The organism is Streptomyces sp. ISL-43, from assembly GCF_018614195.1.
Classification (GTDB): domain Bacteria; phylum Actinomycetota; class Actinomycetes; order Streptomycetales; family Streptomycetaceae; genus Streptomyces.
In genome coordinates this window covers 35301-51603 of sequence record NZ_JAGGOT010000001.1, presented here as the reverse complement: position 1 = coordinate 51603, position 16303 = coordinate 35301, and the positions used below count along the sequence as shown (strand labels likewise).

The 16303-nt window shown below is 70.2% G+C and carries 19 protein-coding genes; 10 read left to right on the top strand and 9 right to left on the bottom strand.

Annotation, left to right across the window (positions count from 1 at the left end; genetic code table 11):
• The first annotated feature begins 5 nt into the window (after positions 1-5).
• From J7F03_RS00220 to J7F03_RS00190, 7 genes are all read left to right on the top strand, one after another.
• The gene (locus tag J7F03_RS00220) at positions 6-194 is read left to right on the top strand and encodes a hypothetical protein (RefSeq protein ID WP_214946555.1); all 189 of its coding nucleotides are present in this window, start codon (positions 6-8) and stop codon (positions 192-194) included.
• Positions 195-299: 105 nt separating this feature from the next.
• Positions 300-566, top strand: a complete 267-nt coding sequence (locus tag J7F03_RS00215) for a hypothetical protein (RefSeq protein ID WP_214946554.1) — start codon at positions 300-302, stop codon at positions 564-566.
• Between the two features lie 44 nt (positions 567-610).
• Positions 611-883, top strand: a complete 273-nt coding sequence (locus J7F03_RS00210) for a hypothetical protein (protein ID WP_214946553.1) — start codon at positions 611-613, stop codon at positions 881-883.
• A 720-nt stretch (positions 884-1603) separates the two neighbouring features.
• Complete coding sequence (locus J7F03_RS00205) at positions 1604-1807, top strand: cold-shock protein (protein WP_214946552.1); 204 nt, start codon at positions 1604-1606, stop codon at positions 1805-1807.
• Positions 1808-2117: 310 nt separating this feature from the next.
• Entirely contained in the window at positions 2118-3626 is a 1509-nt protein-coding gene (locus J7F03_RS00200; RefSeq protein WP_214946551.1) for a DEAD/DEAH box helicase, read from the top strand.
• A 46-nt stretch (positions 3627-3672) separates the two neighbouring features.
• The gene (locus tag J7F03_RS00195; RefSeq protein ID WP_214946550.1) at positions 3673-4077 is read left to right on the top strand and encodes a CBS domain-containing protein; all 405 of its coding nucleotides are present in this window, start codon (positions 3673-3675) and stop codon (positions 4075-4077) included.
• Positions 4078-4124: 47 nt separating this feature from the next.
• Complete coding sequence (locus tag J7F03_RS00190) at positions 4125-4436, top strand: SCO5918 family protein (protein WP_214946549.1); 312 nt, start codon at positions 4125-4127, stop codon at positions 4434-4436.
• 104 nt (positions 4437-4540) lie between these two features.
• Here the strand turns inward: J7F03_RS00190 and J7F03_RS00185 are convergent, their stop codons facing one another.
• Both J7F03_RS00185 and J7F03_RS00180 read right to left on the bottom strand, forming a co-directional pair.
• Positions 4541-4900, bottom strand: a complete 360-nt coding sequence (locus J7F03_RS00185) for a hypothetical protein (protein ID WP_214946548.1) — start codon at positions 4898-4900, stop codon at positions 4541-4543.
• A gap of 48 nt (positions 4901-4948) precedes the next feature.
• Positions 4949-5341 carry an ATP-binding protein gene (locus tag J7F03_RS00180; RefSeq protein ID WP_214946547.1) on the bottom strand — a complete coding sequence of 131 codons (393 nt, stop codon included), beginning with the start codon at positions 5339-5341 and terminating at the stop codon, positions 4949-4951.
• 1014 nt (positions 5342-6355) lie between these two features.
• Here J7F03_RS00180 and J7F03_RS00175 point away from each other — a divergent pair.
• The 3 genes from J7F03_RS00175 to J7F03_RS00165 all read left to right on the top strand — a co-directional run bounded on the left by J7F03_RS00175 (position 6356) and on the right by J7F03_RS00165 (position 8285).
• Complete coding sequence (locus J7F03_RS00175; protein ID WP_214946546.1) at positions 6356-6688, top strand: MerR family transcriptional regulator; 333 nt, start codon at positions 6356-6358, stop codon at positions 6686-6688.
• A gap of 932 nt (positions 6689-7620) precedes the next feature.
• Complete coding sequence (locus J7F03_RS00170; RefSeq protein ID WP_214946545.1) at positions 7621-7992, top strand: hypothetical protein; 372 nt, start codon at positions 7621-7623, stop codon at positions 7990-7992.
• Positions 7993-8099: 107 nt separating this feature from the next.
• The gene (locus tag J7F03_RS00165) at positions 8100-8285 is read left to right on the top strand and encodes a hypothetical protein (RefSeq protein ID WP_214946544.1); all 186 of its coding nucleotides are present in this window, start codon (positions 8100-8102) and stop codon (positions 8283-8285) included.
• Between the two features lie 585 nt (positions 8286-8870).
• Here the strand turns inward: J7F03_RS00165 and J7F03_RS00160 are convergent.
• Genes J7F03_RS00160 through J7F03_RS00130 form a run of 7 tightly spaced genes read right to left on the bottom strand, consistent with a single transcriptional unit; the run spans position 8871 to position 16215 of the window.
• Entirely contained in the window at positions 8871-9377 is a 507-nt protein-coding gene (locus J7F03_RS00160; protein WP_214946543.1) for a MarR family winged helix-turn-helix transcriptional regulator, read from the bottom strand.
• 3 nt (positions 9378-9380) lie between these two features.
• Entirely contained in the window at positions 9381-9911 is a 531-nt protein-coding gene (locus tag J7F03_RS00155) for a flavin reductase family protein (RefSeq protein ID WP_251071194.1), read from the bottom strand.
• Positions 9908-11347, bottom strand: coding sequence for a dihydroorotase family protein (locus tag J7F03_RS00150; protein ID WP_214946542.1), 1440 nt, complete (start codon positions 11345-11347; stop codon positions 9908-9910). The genes J7F03_RS00155 and J7F03_RS00150 overlap by 4 nt, the downstream gene beginning before the upstream one ends.
• Positions 11335-12492 carry an acyl-CoA dehydrogenase family protein gene (locus tag J7F03_RS00145; RefSeq protein ID WP_251071193.1) on the bottom strand — a complete coding sequence of 386 codons (1158 nt, stop codon included), beginning with the start codon at positions 12490-12492 and terminating at the stop codon, positions 11335-11337. Before J7F03_RS00145 ends, J7F03_RS00150 begins: the two co-directional genes overlap by 13 nt.
• Complete coding sequence (locus J7F03_RS00140) at positions 12471-13580, bottom strand: PrpF domain-containing protein (RefSeq protein ID WP_214946541.1); 1110 nt, start codon at positions 13578-13580, stop codon at positions 12471-12473. The genes J7F03_RS00145 and J7F03_RS00140 overlap by 22 nt, the downstream gene beginning before the upstream one ends.
• Positions 13577-15400, bottom strand: coding sequence for an asparagine synthase (glutamine-hydrolyzing) (gene asnB / locus J7F03_RS00135; protein ID WP_214946540.1), 1824 nt, complete (start codon positions 15398-15400; stop codon positions 13577-13579). Before asnB ends, J7F03_RS00140 begins: the two co-directional genes overlap by 4 nt.
• A 5-nt stretch (positions 15401-15405) precedes the next feature.
• Complete coding sequence (locus tag J7F03_RS00130) at positions 15406-16215, bottom strand: cupin domain-containing protein (RefSeq protein WP_214946539.1); 810 nt, start codon at positions 16213-16215, stop codon at positions 15406-15408.
• Positions 16216-16303 lie beyond the last annotated feature (88 nt).

Here is a 16303-nt window from a genome sequence, read left to right as displayed (position 1 = left end):
GCTCCGTGGAGACCATCGTCCTCATCGCGGTGATCATCCTCATGACCGGTATCGGAATGCGCCTGATCCACCTGCTCAACGCCCAGCACGACGCGCGGATCGCGGCCCACCACTTCAGCGAGCCCCTGCCGAGACCTCCCGGTCTGCCGGACGACACCAGTCGTCGAGCCCACCGCACGGATGCCGACCGGTGAGGAAGGACCGGTGAGGAACGGGCCTTCCTCGTGACCGGGACCAGCGGGTGGGCGCCCGCGCCCACCCGCCGACTTCTCCGCCCACTCCGAAGGGAACACGCCCACGTGAAGTACATCGAGACCCAGATACTGCCGTCGCTCGGACACGCCGAGGTCCGGATCATCGCGCACACCCCCGAAGCCGCCCGAGCGGTCGCGGAGGCGCTCCGCCAGCGCTTCGGCGGCGCGGAACAGCGCAGCTACCCCGGTCTCGACGGCAACACCCGCCTCCACCTCACCGTGGACACGGCAACACCCGCCGGCCCCGCCCGCTCCTGGCTGGCCGCCAGCAGAACCCCCGTCGGCACCGGCGCCCACTCCGACGAGACCTGAGAGCCCCGGCCCGAAGCCCACCCCGCACACGAGAGGACGCGGTCATGGCCACACTGCGCGAACGCAAGACCTACCGCGATCAGGTGCTCCAGGTCCTGTACGAAGCCGTCGAAGGCAACCGCCTCCTCGGCATCACCGGAGCGCAGCTACGGCGCGACCTCCACGTACCGGAACAGGATCTGGCCGCCGCCTGCACCTACCTGGCGGGCGAAGGGCTGATCACCGTCGACTGGGAGCCGGGCAACACCCCCGCGATGGCCACCCTCACCCACGAAGGAATCCGCCACATGGAATCCAAGGAGGAAGAGCACGGCTGAATCCCCTCACACACGCGAAGAGGGTCAGGCGCCTCACTGCCAGAGCAGGCCCTACAGATGCCCTGCGCGCCATAGATTCCCAAGCTCGGAGCGCGGGTTCGATTCCCGTCATCCGCTCAGACAAGAAGGCCCAGGTCAGCGACCTGTGCCTTCTTCGTTGTCTAGTTCTCCCAAGTCGATGGTTGAGCGAATGGGTTGGCGGAGAGATCCGATGGGGTTACCGAGTCCTTTTCCTCACCGGCAGGCGATCGGCGGGACATTGCGTGCAGGCTGCGTGCCACGTCACCGCCACCCGGCGCCGGCCAGCCTGCCAGTCTGCGAGCCGCTGGCCACTCGGGACGGGCGCTCCGGGCCCGCCCGCAGGCTCACGTTCCGACGAGCTGCACACGCGCAGCTGGCGGACACCCTTGTCCAAGACGCTGCAATCGAGGTGAATGAATATCTGTGCCCGCGGTCTGAGAGTTTAACGGACCTCGAAGGGAGGGTTTTTGCCACAACATACAGAGTGGCAATATTTAACGTACGCAAGCCACTGCAGCATGCTACTGTCGATCTCGGTTGCAGTTTTGGTACCCAAAAACTTCAAGTGCCTTCAGTCGGCCTCCGCGCCACATGGAAGCACTTTGTATTTCCTGGTCATTCTCCGGGCGGGGCATCATCGCGGCGACACGGTGTCCGCATAGTGCGGATTCCGGTGTACTGCCCCAAAGGAGATATGGCATGGCTGCTGGCACCGTGAAGTGGTTCAACGCGGCAAAGGGCTTCGGCTTCATCGAGCAGGACGGTGGCGGCGCGGACGTGTTCGCCCACTTCTCGAACATCGCCGCCCAAGGCTTCCGCGAGCTGATCGAAGGCCAGAAAGTCACCTTCGACATCGCACAGGGACAGAAGGGCCCCACGGCCGAGAACATCGTTCCCGCCTGACGCTGACGCGCATTGTGCAGCTGGGGCCCGCATCCCTCGGGGTGCGGGCCCCAGCTGCACGCATTTCCCGCAGTGACTTCGCCTGCGGGACGGAGCATTCAGGGTTGCGACCTCCTCGGAGCCGCACCCTTCGATCGGCGTCCTGGATTTCACATCCGTCTGACGTCGCCCATTTCAGCGCCTGCGCCCGTACAGATCCTCTGTGGCCAGATTCGCTTTCGCATTCCATTCGGCCCGTTCTTGTGATTCTCTGCGCTGCTCTTCCGCTGTGGGAGTTCCTTGATATGTGCCGTATCAAGGAAGGTTCTGAATGAACCCCACACGTAAGAACGAGCGCTCCTCTCGCACCCGCACCGGCGGCCCCGCTTTCGGCGCTGGCGCTGGTTCGCCTCGGGGCAGCCGCTTCGGCTCGTCCACCCCGAGCCGTTCCGGAAGTCCGAGCCGCTCGGGCGGCTACGGCCGCCGGCCCGCCGCGGTCCAGGGCGAGTTCGCCCTGCCGAAGACGATCACTCCCGCGCTGCCCGCCGCCCTGGCCTTCGCCGATCTCGACATGCCCGGGGAGCTGCTGGCCGCCCTCGGCGCGCAGGGCGTGACCGTGCCCTTCCCGATCCAGGGCGCCACCCTGCCCAACACCCTCGCGGGCCGCGACGTGCTCGGCCGCGGCCGGACCGGCTCCGGCAAGACCCTGGCGTTCGGGCTGGCCCTGCTGGCCCGAACCGCCGGGCAGCGTGCCGAGCCTCGCCAGCCCCTCGCCCTGATCCTGGTCCCGACGCGTGAGCTGGCGCAGCAGGTGACCGATGCCCTCACCCCGTACGCCCGCGCCGTGAAGCTGCGTCTGGCCACGGTCGTCGGCGGCATGTCGATCGGCAAGCAGGCCGGCGCGCTGCGTGGCGGCGCGGAGGTCGTCGTGGCCACGCCGGGCCGGTTGAAGGACCTCATCGACCGTGGTGACTGCCGGCTGAACCAGGTCGCGATCACCGTCCTCGACGAAGCCGACCAGATGGCCGACATGGGCTTCATGCCCCAGGTCACCGCCCTCCTGGACCAGGTGCGCCCCGAAGGCCAGCGGATGCTGTTCTCCGCCACCCTGGACCGCAACGTCGACCTACTGGTGCGCCGCTACCTGACCGACCCGGTCGTGCACTCGGTGGACCCCTCGGCCGGTGCGGTGACGACGATGGAGCACCACGTCCTGCACGTCCACGGCGCCGACAAGCAGCGGATGACGACGGAGATCGCGGCGCGCGAAGGCCGGGTGATCATGTTCCTGGACACCAAGCACGCCGTGGACCGCCTCACCCAGGACCTCCTCAACAGCGGAGTCCGCGCCGCCGCTCTCCACGGCGGGAAGTCCCAGCCCCAGCGGACCCGCACCCTGGCCCAGTTCAAGACCGGACACGTCACCGTCCTGGTCGCCACGAACGTCGCTGCCCGCGGCATCCACGTCGACAACCTCGACCTCGTCGTGAACGTCGACCCGCCGACCGACCACAAGGACTACCTGCACCGCGGCGGCCGCACCGCCCGTGCCGGCGAGTCCGGCAGCGTCGTCACCCTGGTCACCCCCAACCAGCGCCGCGACATGGCCCGGCTGATGACGGCCGCGGGCATCACCCCGCAGACCACCCAGGTCCGCTCGGGCGAAGAAGCCCTGAACCGCATCACCGGCGCCCAGGCCCCCTCCGGCGTCCCGGTCACCATCACCGCGCCGGTGTCCGAGCGGCCCAAGCGCAGCGCGGCCTCCCGCGGCCGACGCAACCCCGTATCGGCTGCCCGGCGCATCAGTGTGCGGCAGTCCGCCTTCGATGCGGCGGCCTGACAACCACGTGATCAGGAAACTGACCCATCTCTGCAGGAGGCACGTTTTGACGCTGGTCCAGATGCAGCCCCGCCCGGTGAGTGCCAACCCTGTGCACCGGACGGTGGACGACGCCATGGAGGCGGTCGGCCCCCAGATCTGTGACGACATGACGGTCGAGGTGGCCTTGTCCGTCATGGCCAGTGCCCGCGCGGGTCATCTGCTCGTCTGTGACCAGTACGGGCTGTGCACCGGGCTGGTGACTTCGGCTCAGCTCGCCGCCGCCCGTGACAGCGATGCGTACACGGACCGGATCCGGCTGCGCGACATCCTCGGCGACCGCGGGCCGTTCACCTCGCCCAGGACCACGATGGCCGAGGCCCAGCACGCGATGCGCTACCGCAGGCTCGCTGCCCTGCCCGTCGTCGACGAGCAGGGCAGCGCTCTGGGCGTCCTCGCCCTTGCCCGCTGAACCGCCTCACCGCGGCACGACCGTCCCCTTCTTCCTGTGAGGCATTCATGCGCTGTGTCATCGCCCGCTTCCCGTTCGACCTGACCAAGAGCGGCGTCCTGGAATCGATGAAGGGCGTCAAGCCGGAGCAGGTCATCGGCGAGTCCGTGATCATCGGCCGTCGCACCTACCCCGTCAAGCAGGTCGGCCAGGTCATCACCCGCCAGGACCGCCGCGACTTCAGCGTCGGCGAAGTCCTCCGGGCCATGACCCAGCTCGGCTTCACCTGCCGCGGCATTCCCCGGGCCACCGCGCCCACGGGCGTCCTCAGCCCGTTCCAGCAGGCATCCGCGATGCTCGGCATCCCGGTGGCCGTCTGACCGACGGGGCCGGCGCGAGCCGAACCCGAACAGCGAGGAGGGCCCGACCGGCACGCCGGTCGGGCCCTCCCGCATACCGACGGGTTTCTCTACGCGGCGCTGGGTCAGTGGTCGGAGTAGCTGAAGTCGCCCACGGTCCAGGCGCTGACATCCGGGATCGAGACGCGGTACATCCCACCCGTCTCCGGGATCCCCACCGTGCCCTGCAGGATGCGGGCCACGTGGAAGTGCAGATGGGTGGGCGGCCCCTCCCGACGTGTCGTGTCTGTGAAGGTGGCGGAGAACTCGCCCAGGCGGGCCGAGTCCGTCAGAACCTCCGACACCCTCTGCCTCCACACGGCTTCGGGAGCCAGCCGACCGGTGATGACAGCACCGCCGGTGACCACGGTCAGGGACATCTGGTTGCTCTGCCCGGACTCCACCAGGGTGGCGACGTCAACGAGCAGCTGGTCAGGCTTCGACATGGGAGCAGATTCTATGCACGAGCCTTTCCGCCCGCTCCAGCGTTCGCGCTACCAGGCGAGAAGGGCACTCACCGTCTTCCCGCCGGAGGCCCGACGGGTGACCGCGGTCGCTCGGGCGAGGCGGTTGACCATGGGCCAGCCGAACCCCCCGGTGCCGCCGTCCATGTCAGGGGTGCGCAGGCGCGGCGCGTGCGGGCTGGGGTCGTGGACGGCCACCTCAATGTCCTCCGCGTGGGCCGTCAGTTCCAAGGTGCAGATGCCTCCGCCATGGCGCAGGGCGTTCGTGACGAGCTCGGACACGACCAAGACCACGGTGTCCGCGGCTTCTGCGGCCATCGCCGGCTGCCGCAGACGATCCAGGAAGGCTCGCGCGGCATAGCGTGCATCTGCAACAACCGCCGCGGAACGAATGGTTGCGACGCTCTCAGCCATCGTGTTCATCAGGTCACCCTGGTCTCTGGATCATGCGCGCCCGGACCTTGCCTACCTGATCCCTGTGCCCCGCCCCTTGTGCGCCAACCCGGCTCGGTCTCCAAGGGCGGGTCGAAGAGCAGTCGGAGTACGACGCCAATCGGCGAAACCCGGATCCCCCACGCGCTCGGCCGCGGACCTCTCGAGCGACTGACCTGCAGCGCAGCATGCTCTGCACATGCTGGGCCGACCGTGAAAGCCTAGCTGTCCTCAGCGGGCGGGAAAATCTATCTCGGCCAGAGTAGACATTGGGCTGTGGCGTGGTTATGGTTTCTCTCGTAGCCCAGAGAGACAGCAGGGCCTGGCAGAGACGAACTGCCGGGCAGCAGTACCCGCAGTTGCAGTGCGCAGGACGGTGCGGTGGTGGAGTTCCGAAGCCAGGGTGGTTGCAGGACGGCGACGGGACTGACGACCGGACCGGGTGGCCCGCAGTGATCAGGGGCCGCCGCAAGCAGTACCGCAGTGGCAGTACCAGTAAGAGCAGTTCGCAGTACCCAGCAGTGAAGCCAGTGAGTGGTACCTCGGTGAAGGCGTCGGCTGCGGGCGCGCGCACCGGGAAGTTCGGCAGTGGGGTTCTAAGCCAGAGCAGACGCAGGATGGGCGACGGGGCTGGCTGCCGAAGAGAGTGGCGCTGGCACAGGCCACTGAGCAGTTCGCATCACCAGAAGTACAAGCAGTTCGCAGTAACAGCAGTACGCAGTTCCCGTTTGGTAAGTGATTGATCCAGAGGGAAGAACGGAGGAGCCGAGCGCCATCAGGATCGCCCGGGCGGAAGTCTGAGCCCGGGTACCGCAGGACATCGATAGTGAGGTGGTCTCCGGTCAAGCAACCGCGATCCCCGCACCCCCGACAGCAGCTCGGTCGGGTCGGCGGAAACAGAAGGTCGGCGCAGTACCAGGGCCGGCAGATGGTGTAGTAGTTCCTTCGGGGCCCTGGTGCCATACGGCACCAGGGCCCCTCCACGCGTTCCATGAGAGAGGTTCAATGACAGCAGACGACTCGTTCGGCCGTCTCGACGACGACGACTACCCCGCCTACACGATGGGCCGGGCCGCAGAAATGCTCGGCACCACCCAGGCCTTCCTCCGCGCCCTCGGCGAAGCCCGCCTGATCACCCCGCTCCGCTCCGCCGGCGGACACCGCCGCTACTCCCGCTACCAGCTGCGCATCGCCGCCCGCGCCCGCGAACTCGTCGACCAGGGCACCCCCATCGAGGCCGCCTGCCGCATCATCATCCTCGAAGACCAGCTCGAAGAGGCGCAGCGCATCAACGCCGAATACCGCCGCGCCGCCGATTCGTCAACGCCGTCGGCCTAGGCCTGAGGTGAGTCTGCCCGTCGGTATCGGCGGGCTCGCGACCTTGAATCGTTTCCCGTGGTGACGTGTGCAGGTGTACGGCACCTGCGGGCTCTCCCTCCGCCGCCACCCTCCAACACCGTGAGCCGGAACCCAGCTGCCCGCGGCGCGCCTGCCCCGCACCGGCCGAGGGGACGGCGTTCGCGCCACCGCAGCGCCTCGGCCGGGCGGCGACTGCAACGGGTACTGGACTGAAGCGCCGTGTCCTGGTCCGGGCCTGGTAGACGGTAGGTCTCAAGGATCTGCCCCGCGATCTGGGCGCCGGCGGCCCCCAGGCGGACTGCCCGAAGATCATGGTGCCGAGCGCGAGACGGCAGGAGTGCCTGGTGAGAGGCGCCAAATGCGTGAGCGATGCGTGAGCGGACGTGCTGGCACGGCCTGGTCTGGTGCGGATCAAACGACACGGTGCAGCTCTCTGACCAGGCATCGCCGGACCTCGGTGGACCGAGCGGGATGGCCCGGCATGATCTTGCCGGGACTCTTGATCCGTTGGTTGTCGGTTCGAGTCCGACATGGCCTACTGCTCCGGGGTCGAGGAGACATCCTCTGACAGTGATGATGTGACTGGTGGTTCTGTTGATGAGCCTGACTCGCCCTCTGACTGACGTCTTGGACTGTCCTGTTTGGGATTTGTCGGCTCGTCGGCGGGGCCACCACGCACGCGGCCGGACGGGCGCTTGTGACTTCATAGCGCCTCTGTGTGTCAAGCGGCTTGGGCGAGGTGGGTTCGCCGGTCTCGTTTCATGATCCGGTAGACCACGTTGGACAGGCGTCGTTTGAGGGCCCTGCGGGCTTCGGATGGCGTCTTTCCCTCGCTGATTTTGCGGAGGTAGTAGTCTTGCCCGCGCCCGCCGTCGCGGATCTGGCACTCGGGTGGCCGGGAGGGGGATGGAATGAATGGTGCGGCAGATCTTCAGGCATTCCTTAGGGTATCGAATGAACGGGCTCTCGGTAAACTTCTAGATAGAATTCACCACCAATTCCCGATCGAAGTGAGTCTTGAATCATCAGAGACTTACTGGAAGGATCCAGGGCTGCGGGATGTAAGGTTCCGCGTTAAAATTTCCCCAGAACCTTTGGGTGGCATCATCTCTCACCTAATGATTGCCGGATGGTCTGTAGCCTCTACGTGGATGGTCACCAGCGTTGGTGAGCTGCTTGCCCCTGGCTGGCATTTTGAGGCGATTGCATATAAGGACAGCTCGACGTTCGCTATCCAAGGTATCGAGTGGGCTAAGATTTCATTCGTCAGCGAAATCCCTTGATCTATGCCAGTGCGAGGGCCTGGAGCACGGCCCTCTATGCCGGGTTGCTGCTGCGATGATCCGGGACCCGGCACGGGCCCCTGATTGCCCTTGACGCCAACCACAGCATGAACAGGGACACGGGGCGTGTTGGACTGCTGGGCGCGGCCCGGCACCTACCGGACCCGGCGCCCGTCACGGCAGCCGACCACGCCGCGTGGGCCACACGGGACTCGGCGGCCGGGGCGCTGCGCGAGTTCCTGCTGCTGCCCCTGGCGGACCTGGCCGACACCTGGCGGAAGTTCCTCGACTGAGCCGACGGCCTCCGCTCGGTGAAGGTCCAGGCCGCCCTGCAAAACATGCGGGTCCGCTTGCGGCAGTAATGCGGTGTTCCCGGAAGCCCAGGAGTTCCGCGAGCGGGCAACCCGCGTCGGCGACTAGCCAGCGGCCGACTTCAGCGCCTTCGCCCTCCAAACTGTCTGGGTTCGCATTCACCCAATAGGCTGAGCCACCGTGTGAGCCGCCCCTCCAGCACACCGCCCTCGTCGCCTGCACCTGGTCATGCTCCTGCGCGGATCTCCAGCGCCGCTGCTACGAGAGCCCAGGTCAGCACGGGCGAATGCGTGAGCGGATGTGCTGGCACGCGCTGTTCTGGAGCGGATCAAGCGACACGGTGCAGCTCTGACCAGGTATTTCCGGACCCTCGCCGGACCGTGCGGGACGGCCTGCCGTGATCTTGCCGGGACTCTTGATCCGTTGGTTGTCGGTTCGAGTCCGACATGGCCTACTGCTCACAGGCGGGGGGTTAACCCCTCTGACCTGCTACTGAGCGCCCCTTCCGGTTTCGGCCGGAGGGGGCGCTCAGTCGTTTGCGGGTCGGCGTGTGAGCGGACGGCCCGTCAGGCCCACGTGCGGAACGTGGGGCAGCCGGGTGCGCCGGTGTTCGGCAGGGCGGCCGTCAGGGTGTCCAGCAGGGCGATGAGGAGGTCCGTGTCCGGGTCGGACAGGGACAGGGCCTCGCGTTGGACGCGGTCCAGGTCGGCCAGGACCAGGCCGGCGGTACGGACGCCCTCCGGGGTGAGCCGGACCGCGAGGCGGCGGCGGTCGCCCGGGACCGGGAGCCGGGTCACGAGCGCCGCCTCCTCCAGCCGGTCCAGGCAGCCGGTCAGCGCCCCCGAGGTGATCCCCAGGGCCCGGGAGAGCTCGCTGGGGGCCAGCGTGTACGGGTCGCCCGCGTAGCGCAGCTCGGTCAGCACGCGCAGCCCCGTACGGCCGAGTCCGTACCGGCGGCACACCGGGCGGGTGTGTTCCTCCACGGCCTGTGCCAGCAGGTCGGCGAGGCGGAACAGACCCGCCGGGCGGGTCGCCCAGACGGTGGCCGGGGTCGCGGTGGCGGTGGCCGGCACGGCTCAGTCCGCCGGGCGCGGGACCGGGCGGGCGTGGGCGAAGCCGCGCTGGTGCCACACCAGGCCGCCGGCCGGGGTCAGGCCGAGCCCGTCGCCCTCGACCGCGGTGACCCGGCCGATCAGGATGGTGTGGTCGCCGGCGTCGACGGCTTCGTGGTGCTCGCACACCAGGCGCAGGGCGGCGTCCGCCAGTTCCGGGGCGCGTACGGAGTCGGCCAGCGGGACCCCGTCGAAGCGCCGGTCCGGGCGGCCCGCGAACTTCATGGCCAGGGCCTCGTCGCCGGGGCCCAGCAGGTTCACGCAGAACGCGTCGGCACCGGCCAGCGCGTCGTGGCTGGAGGACCCCTTGTCCAGGCAGACCAGGAACAGCGGGGGGTCCAGGGAGAGTGAGGAGACGGCGCTCGCGGTCAGCCCGCGCGCGGTTCCGTACCCGTCGTAGCAGGTCACGACGGTCACGGGGGCGGCGAGGGCGGCCATGGCCGCGCGGAACTCCTCCGCGCGGACACCGGCGCGCTCCAGTACGGCGGCGCTCATCGGTCGGCCTCCCGGTCGCTCTGGGCCGGGGCGGGCAGCACGGCCGGCGAAGGCGCGAGCCAGCGGCCGGCGGGGGTGCCGGTGAAGCCCTTGCGGGCGTTCCAGACGTGCTCGCCGCCCTTGACCACGTCGGTGAAGCGGCCCCGGAACAGCCAGCCCTCGTACGCGGACCAGCCGCACTTGGCCTGGATGTCGTCCCGGGTGGGCTGCCAGCGCTCCGTCGGGTCGAGGATCGCGAGGTCGGCGTCGGCGCCCGGCACCAGGCGGCCCTTGCCGGGCAGCCGGAACAGGTCGGCGGGGCCGGAGCCCATCAGGCGCGCCAGGTGCGAGGCCGCCTCGTCGGGGGCGACGCGGCGCGACATCATCCCGGTCCAGGACGCGATGGCGAGCTCCTGCACCCCGGGCAGGCCGGGCGGTGCGTCGGCCGGGACCTTGTTCTTCTCCTCGATGGTGTGCGGCGCGTGGTCGCTGCCGAGGCTCGCGGCCTCACCGGTCAGTGCCGCGTGCCACAGCCGGTCCTGGTCGCTCAGGCCCCGGATGGCGGGCGAGAGGCGGGTGCGCGGACCGCGCCGGCAGGTGTCGGCGTCGGTGAACGACAGGTGGTGGCCGGTGACTTCGAAGGTCAGCGGCAGCCCCTCCTGGGCGGCGGCGACCAGCATGTCCGCCTCCTCGGCCGTGGAGGCGTGCAGGACGTGGGCGCGGGTGCCGTAGGTGCGGACCAGCTGGATCACCTTGGCGCAGGCGACGATGGCGCCCGAGCGCGGGCGGTGCGGCTCGTACTCGTCGTACGAGCCCGGATCGCCCCGCCAGGTGTCGAGCAGGTCGAAGATGTGCTGGTCCTCGGCATGCAGAACGAGCTGTACGTTGCCCTGCGCGGCGGCCTCGAAGGCGGCCTCCAGGGCCCGCCAGTCGCGGAAGACCACCGGGGCGGTGTGGTGCCCGGCCATGAACACCTTCGCGGAGGTGGCGACTTGGGGGTCGAGGGTGGCCAGTGCTTCCGGGTGCTCGGGGTCGGCGCCGATGTGGAAGCGGTAGTCCACCCACGAACGGCCCTCGATGAGCGCGGCCTTGGCGAGCAGGTCCGCCTCGTTCAGGGACGGCGGACGGGTGTTGGGCATGTCGACGACGGTGGTGACACCGCCCGCGATGGCAGCCCGGCCCGCGTGCGCCCAGTCCTCCTTGTACTCCAGGCCCGGCGTGCGGAAGTGGACGTGGCTGTCGATGAGGCCGGGCAGGACGTAGCGTCCTCCCGCGTCGACCCGGGGGCCCTCGGGCAGTTCCTCGTCCGGGCCGAGCAGGGCGTCGATGTGGCCGTTGCGGATGACGACGGAGCCGTCACGGACGCCCTCGGGGGTGACCAGGCGGCCGCCTTCGACGACGAGGTCGGCGGTGGCGGTACGGCCGCTCAGCCGGCCGGCGGGGTTCAGCGGTTCCACGAGATGCTCACCAGTTCCCTGCAGAGGTCGTTGGTCGGGCCCATGAGGGCGACGGCACGGGCGTCACGGCCGTACCGGTTGATCGGGTGGCCTTCGACGTAGCCGGCCGAGCTGAGGATCTGCTCCACCTCGGAGACGACCCGGTCGGCCGCCGCGGAGGCGAAGAGCTTGGAGTGCAGCGTGGCCATGCCGGGATCGGCCGCGTCCCGGCGGCCCGCCCGCTCCACCACCGCGCGGGCCGCCTCGACCTGGGTGGTGAGGTCGACCAGCCGGTAGCGCACGGACTGGTGGACGTACAGGCCGCGCTTGTGCGCGTGCTCGTGGACGGAGTCCAGGGCGGCCTGGGCCAGGCCCACCGCGACCGCGCCGAGCGTGGCGCCGCTCTCGCGGACCCGGGCGATGACGGAGGCCGCCACGCCCTCGGCGCCGAGCCGGTCCGCGTCGGTGAGACGGCAGTCCCGCAGGTCGACGAAGCCGGTCGCGGAGCCGCGCATGCCCGCCAGCCGCATCGAGGTGTCCGGGATGAGTCCCGGGTTGTCCCCGCGGACCAGGAAGAAGGTCTGCCCGGCGGCGCCGTAGCCGGTGTCGTCGCCGGCCGCGGGCGCGTCGGTGCCGGTCTGGGCGAGTACCAGGTAGACGTCGGCGAGCCCGGCGCTGGTCGTGAAGGCCTTCGCGCCGTCCAGGACCCAGTCGCCCGTGCCGGTCCGGCGGCCGCGCGTGGCCAGGTTCTTCTTGTTGGCGCCCGCGCCCGTCTCGCTCCACGCGGAAGCCGCGAGCCACTCGCCGGAGGCCAGCTTGGGCAGCAGCTCGCGGTGCTGCGCCGCCGTCCCCTGCTCGACGATCCGGCTGCTGACCGCGAAGTGCTGGAAGAGCATGATCGAGGCGGAGCCGTTGACGGCGGCCACCTGCTCGACGCAGCGGTTCAGGTCGACCGGGCCGGCGCCCGCGCCGCCGAACTCCCGCGGGACCGCGAGGCCCAGCAGCCGGCTCTCGCGCAGTACGGCGACGGCGTCCCGGTCGGGTTCGCCCGTACGGTCCGCGGCCACGGCGCACCGCTCCAGCGCGTCGCGCACCTCGGGGTCGAGCGCGGTGAGGGTGAACAGCACGTCCGCGCCCATGGTGTTCAGACTGACAGTGACAGACATGCGAGCTCCTTGGCGGACGCGGACGCGACCACGGATGCGGACGGGGACTTCGACGGGGATTGCGCGGCGGACGCCGGCGGGTAGCTGAAGTGGTCGGCGGGCAGGCCCGCCCAGCCCTGGTAGTCGACCCGCTTGCCCGCCACGGAGACCCAGGCGAGGCGCGGACCGGTGTCCGTCAGCACGGACGAGGCCGAGACCTGCAGTTCGCCGCCCGGGGTGACGAGCCGGACCAGCCCGTCCCGGTGCCCGGCCCCGCGGGCCAGCGACCAGGGGACGGTCCCCTCGATCCCGACGGCGGTGCCCAGGCAGATGGCGCCGGTCAGCGCGAGGGTCGGGTGCCAGGAGGGCACCGACACCGCGCGGACCGCCAGCGCGCCGCCCGGCTCCGGCAGTACCGCCGCGATCTTCGGGAAGGCCCCGGACGCGTCCCAGCCCTGCTGCTCGCAGACCGCGAGCCGGATCCGGCCGAACTGCTCGAAGAGCTCGTCGCCGGCGGCGAACAGCTCCTCGCGGGTGGCCACGCCCAGGTGCCCGGCCGGTACGAAGACGTACGGATTGCCCATCGAGACCAGCGAGACGGGGATGACCGTACGGTCGACGGAGACCTCGGTGACGGGGTCGCCCGTGATCAGCAGCTCGTGGACCGGCTTGGTGGGAGTGCACAGGAAGTGGGCGGTGAAGCGGGTGCCGCCGTCGGCGGCCTCCTCGACCTCGCACACCACGTTGTCGCCGTTGTTGAGGACGTTCACCCGTATCCGGGCCCCGGGGACCAGCGGCGGGATCATCCCCGACCGGGCGGCCGCCTCGACGGACGCCAGGATCGAGTGGCCGCAGGACCCGCGCAGGTCGAAGGCGGAGGTGGAGCGCGGCAGCGACTGTACGAAGCGGTAGTCGAGGTCGAAGAGCGGGTGCGGGGACGGCCGGACGATCGCGTTCTTCAGCACGTGCCCGGCGCCCTCCGCGCTCAGGTCGGCGCGGATCGAGGCCAGCCGCTCCAGCAGCTCCTCGGTGTCTTCGGGCAGTCCCCGGCCGTCCAGGACCAGGGTGGGGCAGGGCGCGCCGTGCGCGTTGGCGAAGTAGCCGCTCACAGCGCCTCCCGCAGGGCCGCGGCCGGGCGCGGGGCGTCCGGTCCGAAGAACTGGGTGCGCCACAGCTGGTGGGACATCAGCGCCCACAGGGCGAGGGAGGCGCCGTCGGAGGGGCGGCCGGCCTGCTCCTCGAAGAGGCCGGTGACGACCTCCGGGCGGATCCGGCCGTCGGCGCGCAGCGCGGACTCGGACAGCGCGTCGCGGGCCACGTCCCACAGGGCCTGCCCGGGGCGGAGCATGGCGGTGATGGGCAGGGTGAAGGGCTGCTTGGGGCGGTTGAGGACGCTGTCCGGGACCAGCCCGCGGGCGGCGGCGTACAGGGCGCGCTTGACTCCGGTGGAGTCGATCTTCTGGGTGTCGGTGAGGGTGGTGGCGAAGCGCACCACCTCCGGCTGGCAGAAGGGCAGCCGGGCCTCGACCGAGCTGGCCATGGACAGGTGGTCCACGCGGCGCAGGTGGTAGGAGGGGAGCCGGTACTCCTGCTCGATGGCGCAGATCCGGCGCATCCGGGTGCCCGCGCCGTCCTCCAGGGTCTCGGTGAGGCCGGCCGGCAGGGCCGGGCCGTGGGCCCGTACGGCCGCCGTGTAGTCGTCCGTGTAGAGGCGCTCGCGCAGGGCGCGCGGGACCGCGGAGAGGTGGTCGAGGTAGTCCTGGACCCAGCCGAGTCCGCCGGGGGCGGCCATGGCCTGCGTCATGCGGGAGTAGCCGCCGAAGAGTTCGTCGGCCGCGTCGCCGGTGAGCGCCACCTTGAAGCCCGCGTCGCGGACGGCGCGGAACAGCGAGAAGGTGGACAGCGTGATCGGGTCGGCGTTCGGCTGCCCCAGGTGCCACACCACGTCGGCGAGCAGGTCGGGGAAGGTGGCGGGGTCGACCTCCACCTGGTGGTGGACGGTGCCGGCCCGGCCCGCGACCTCGGCCGCGAAGGCCCGTTCGTCGGAGGGCCAGTTGCCGGTGTAGGCGATGTTGAAGGTGTGCAGTTCGGCCGCGGAGCGGGCCGCGAGCACCGTGACCAGGCTGGAGTCGAGACCGCCGGAGGTGATGGCGGCGACCGGCGCGTCGGCGATCAGCAGCCGCGACACCTCCTTCGCCAGCAGCTCGCGCAGCTCCTCGCCGGCCTGGTGCAGGCTGCGCGAGGCGTCCGCGGCGGCCTCGGTGTGGCCGAGCGGGCGGGTGGTGATCCGCAGACCGCCGCGCCGGCCGACGACGGCGGTGGCGGCGGGCGGCAGGACCCGGATTCCGCGGAACATCGTCCGGTCGCCGAAGGGGGTCTTGGAGACGAGGTAGGCGTCGAGCCCGTACTCGTCCTCCTCGGCGGTGACGTCGGCGAAGCCGAGAAGCGCGGGGATCTCCGAGGCGAAGCGGAACTTGCCGCCCCGCTCGTCCCAGGCGTAGTAGAGCGGCTTCATGCCCGAGCCGTCGGTGGCGACGACGAGCTTCGGCTCCTCGCGCAGGTCCATCACGGCGACGGAGTACATGCCGTCGAGCTGCTCGGCGAAGCGCTCGCCGTACTCGAGGTACAGGGCGGGCAGCACGGAGCCGTCGCAGCGGTCCGGGACGAGGTGGCCGCGGGCCTCCAGACGGGCGGCCAGCTCGCGGTGGTTGTACAGCTCGCCGTTGAAGACGACCGTGATCGCGCCCAGCCGGTACGGCTGCTCGCCGCCCTCGGGGTCCATGATCGAGAGCCGGTTGTTGCCGAGGGCCCAGTCGCTGCGGCCGGTGTAGGTCTGGGCATCGGGGCCGCCGTGGCGCAGCAGTGCGGCGACGGTGCGCAGCTCCTGATCGCTCGTACCGGCATTGAAGGATCCGTAGATACGGCACATGTCGGTCAGACCACCTGGGAGGAGACGCCGGCTGCGGCGTAGAGGGCAGGGTCGAAGGGGGCCGGGCCGCCGCAGGTCACGAAGCGGCGGGCGCCCGGGCCCGTGTGGGGATTGCGGGCGCCGTGCAGCACACCCGGGGCGGCGAACAGCACGTCGCCGGCCTCGACGTCGATCCAGCGGTCGACGAGGTACATCTGGCCGATGCCCTCGAAGGCGATGAACGCCTCGTCGCTGTGGGTGTGCAGGTGCACGTTGAAGGTCTCGCCGGGCTGCTGGATCCCGCAGTGCAGACACAGCTGGGAGCTGCCGGCGCCGGGCCAGAAGACGAAGTTCATCGTGGCGCGCGGGGCCGCCTCCGGGTCGACCTGGCCGGTGCCCGCGAATCCGCGCAGCTGCGTCTCGTCGTCCCACAGCGTGGAGAAGACCTTCGGGTCGGTGCCCGGCGTACGGCCCTCGGCCAGCGGAGTGCGCCACACGTACGCGGTCATGCCCTCCGGACCCGCGCTCAGGGTCAGCTCCCGGCCCGTCGGCGCGTATGCGGCGCAGGAGCGGACCGCCTCGCGGCTCTCGGCGCCGACGCCGAGGCGGCCGGAGCCCGCGTAGACCACCACGGTGTTCTCCTCGGCCACGCTGTCCTCGGGGCTCCACACGGCGCCCGGGGCGACCCGTACGACGTGCAGCGTGACCCAGGGCGCGCCCGCGGCCGGGCTCACCGGGGTCGCGACCTCGGTCCCGGAACCGTCGGGCACGGGCTCGAACTCGAATTCGCGCGAGGTGATGATCCGTGCGCTGCCGAGGTGGCTGAAAGTCTTCATGAGGGCTCCGTCTGTACTCACTCCTGCTGGCCTGTGAAGCTTCCGTTTCGGGGTTCCCGATCACCTCCCGGAGCGGTACCGCCCGATC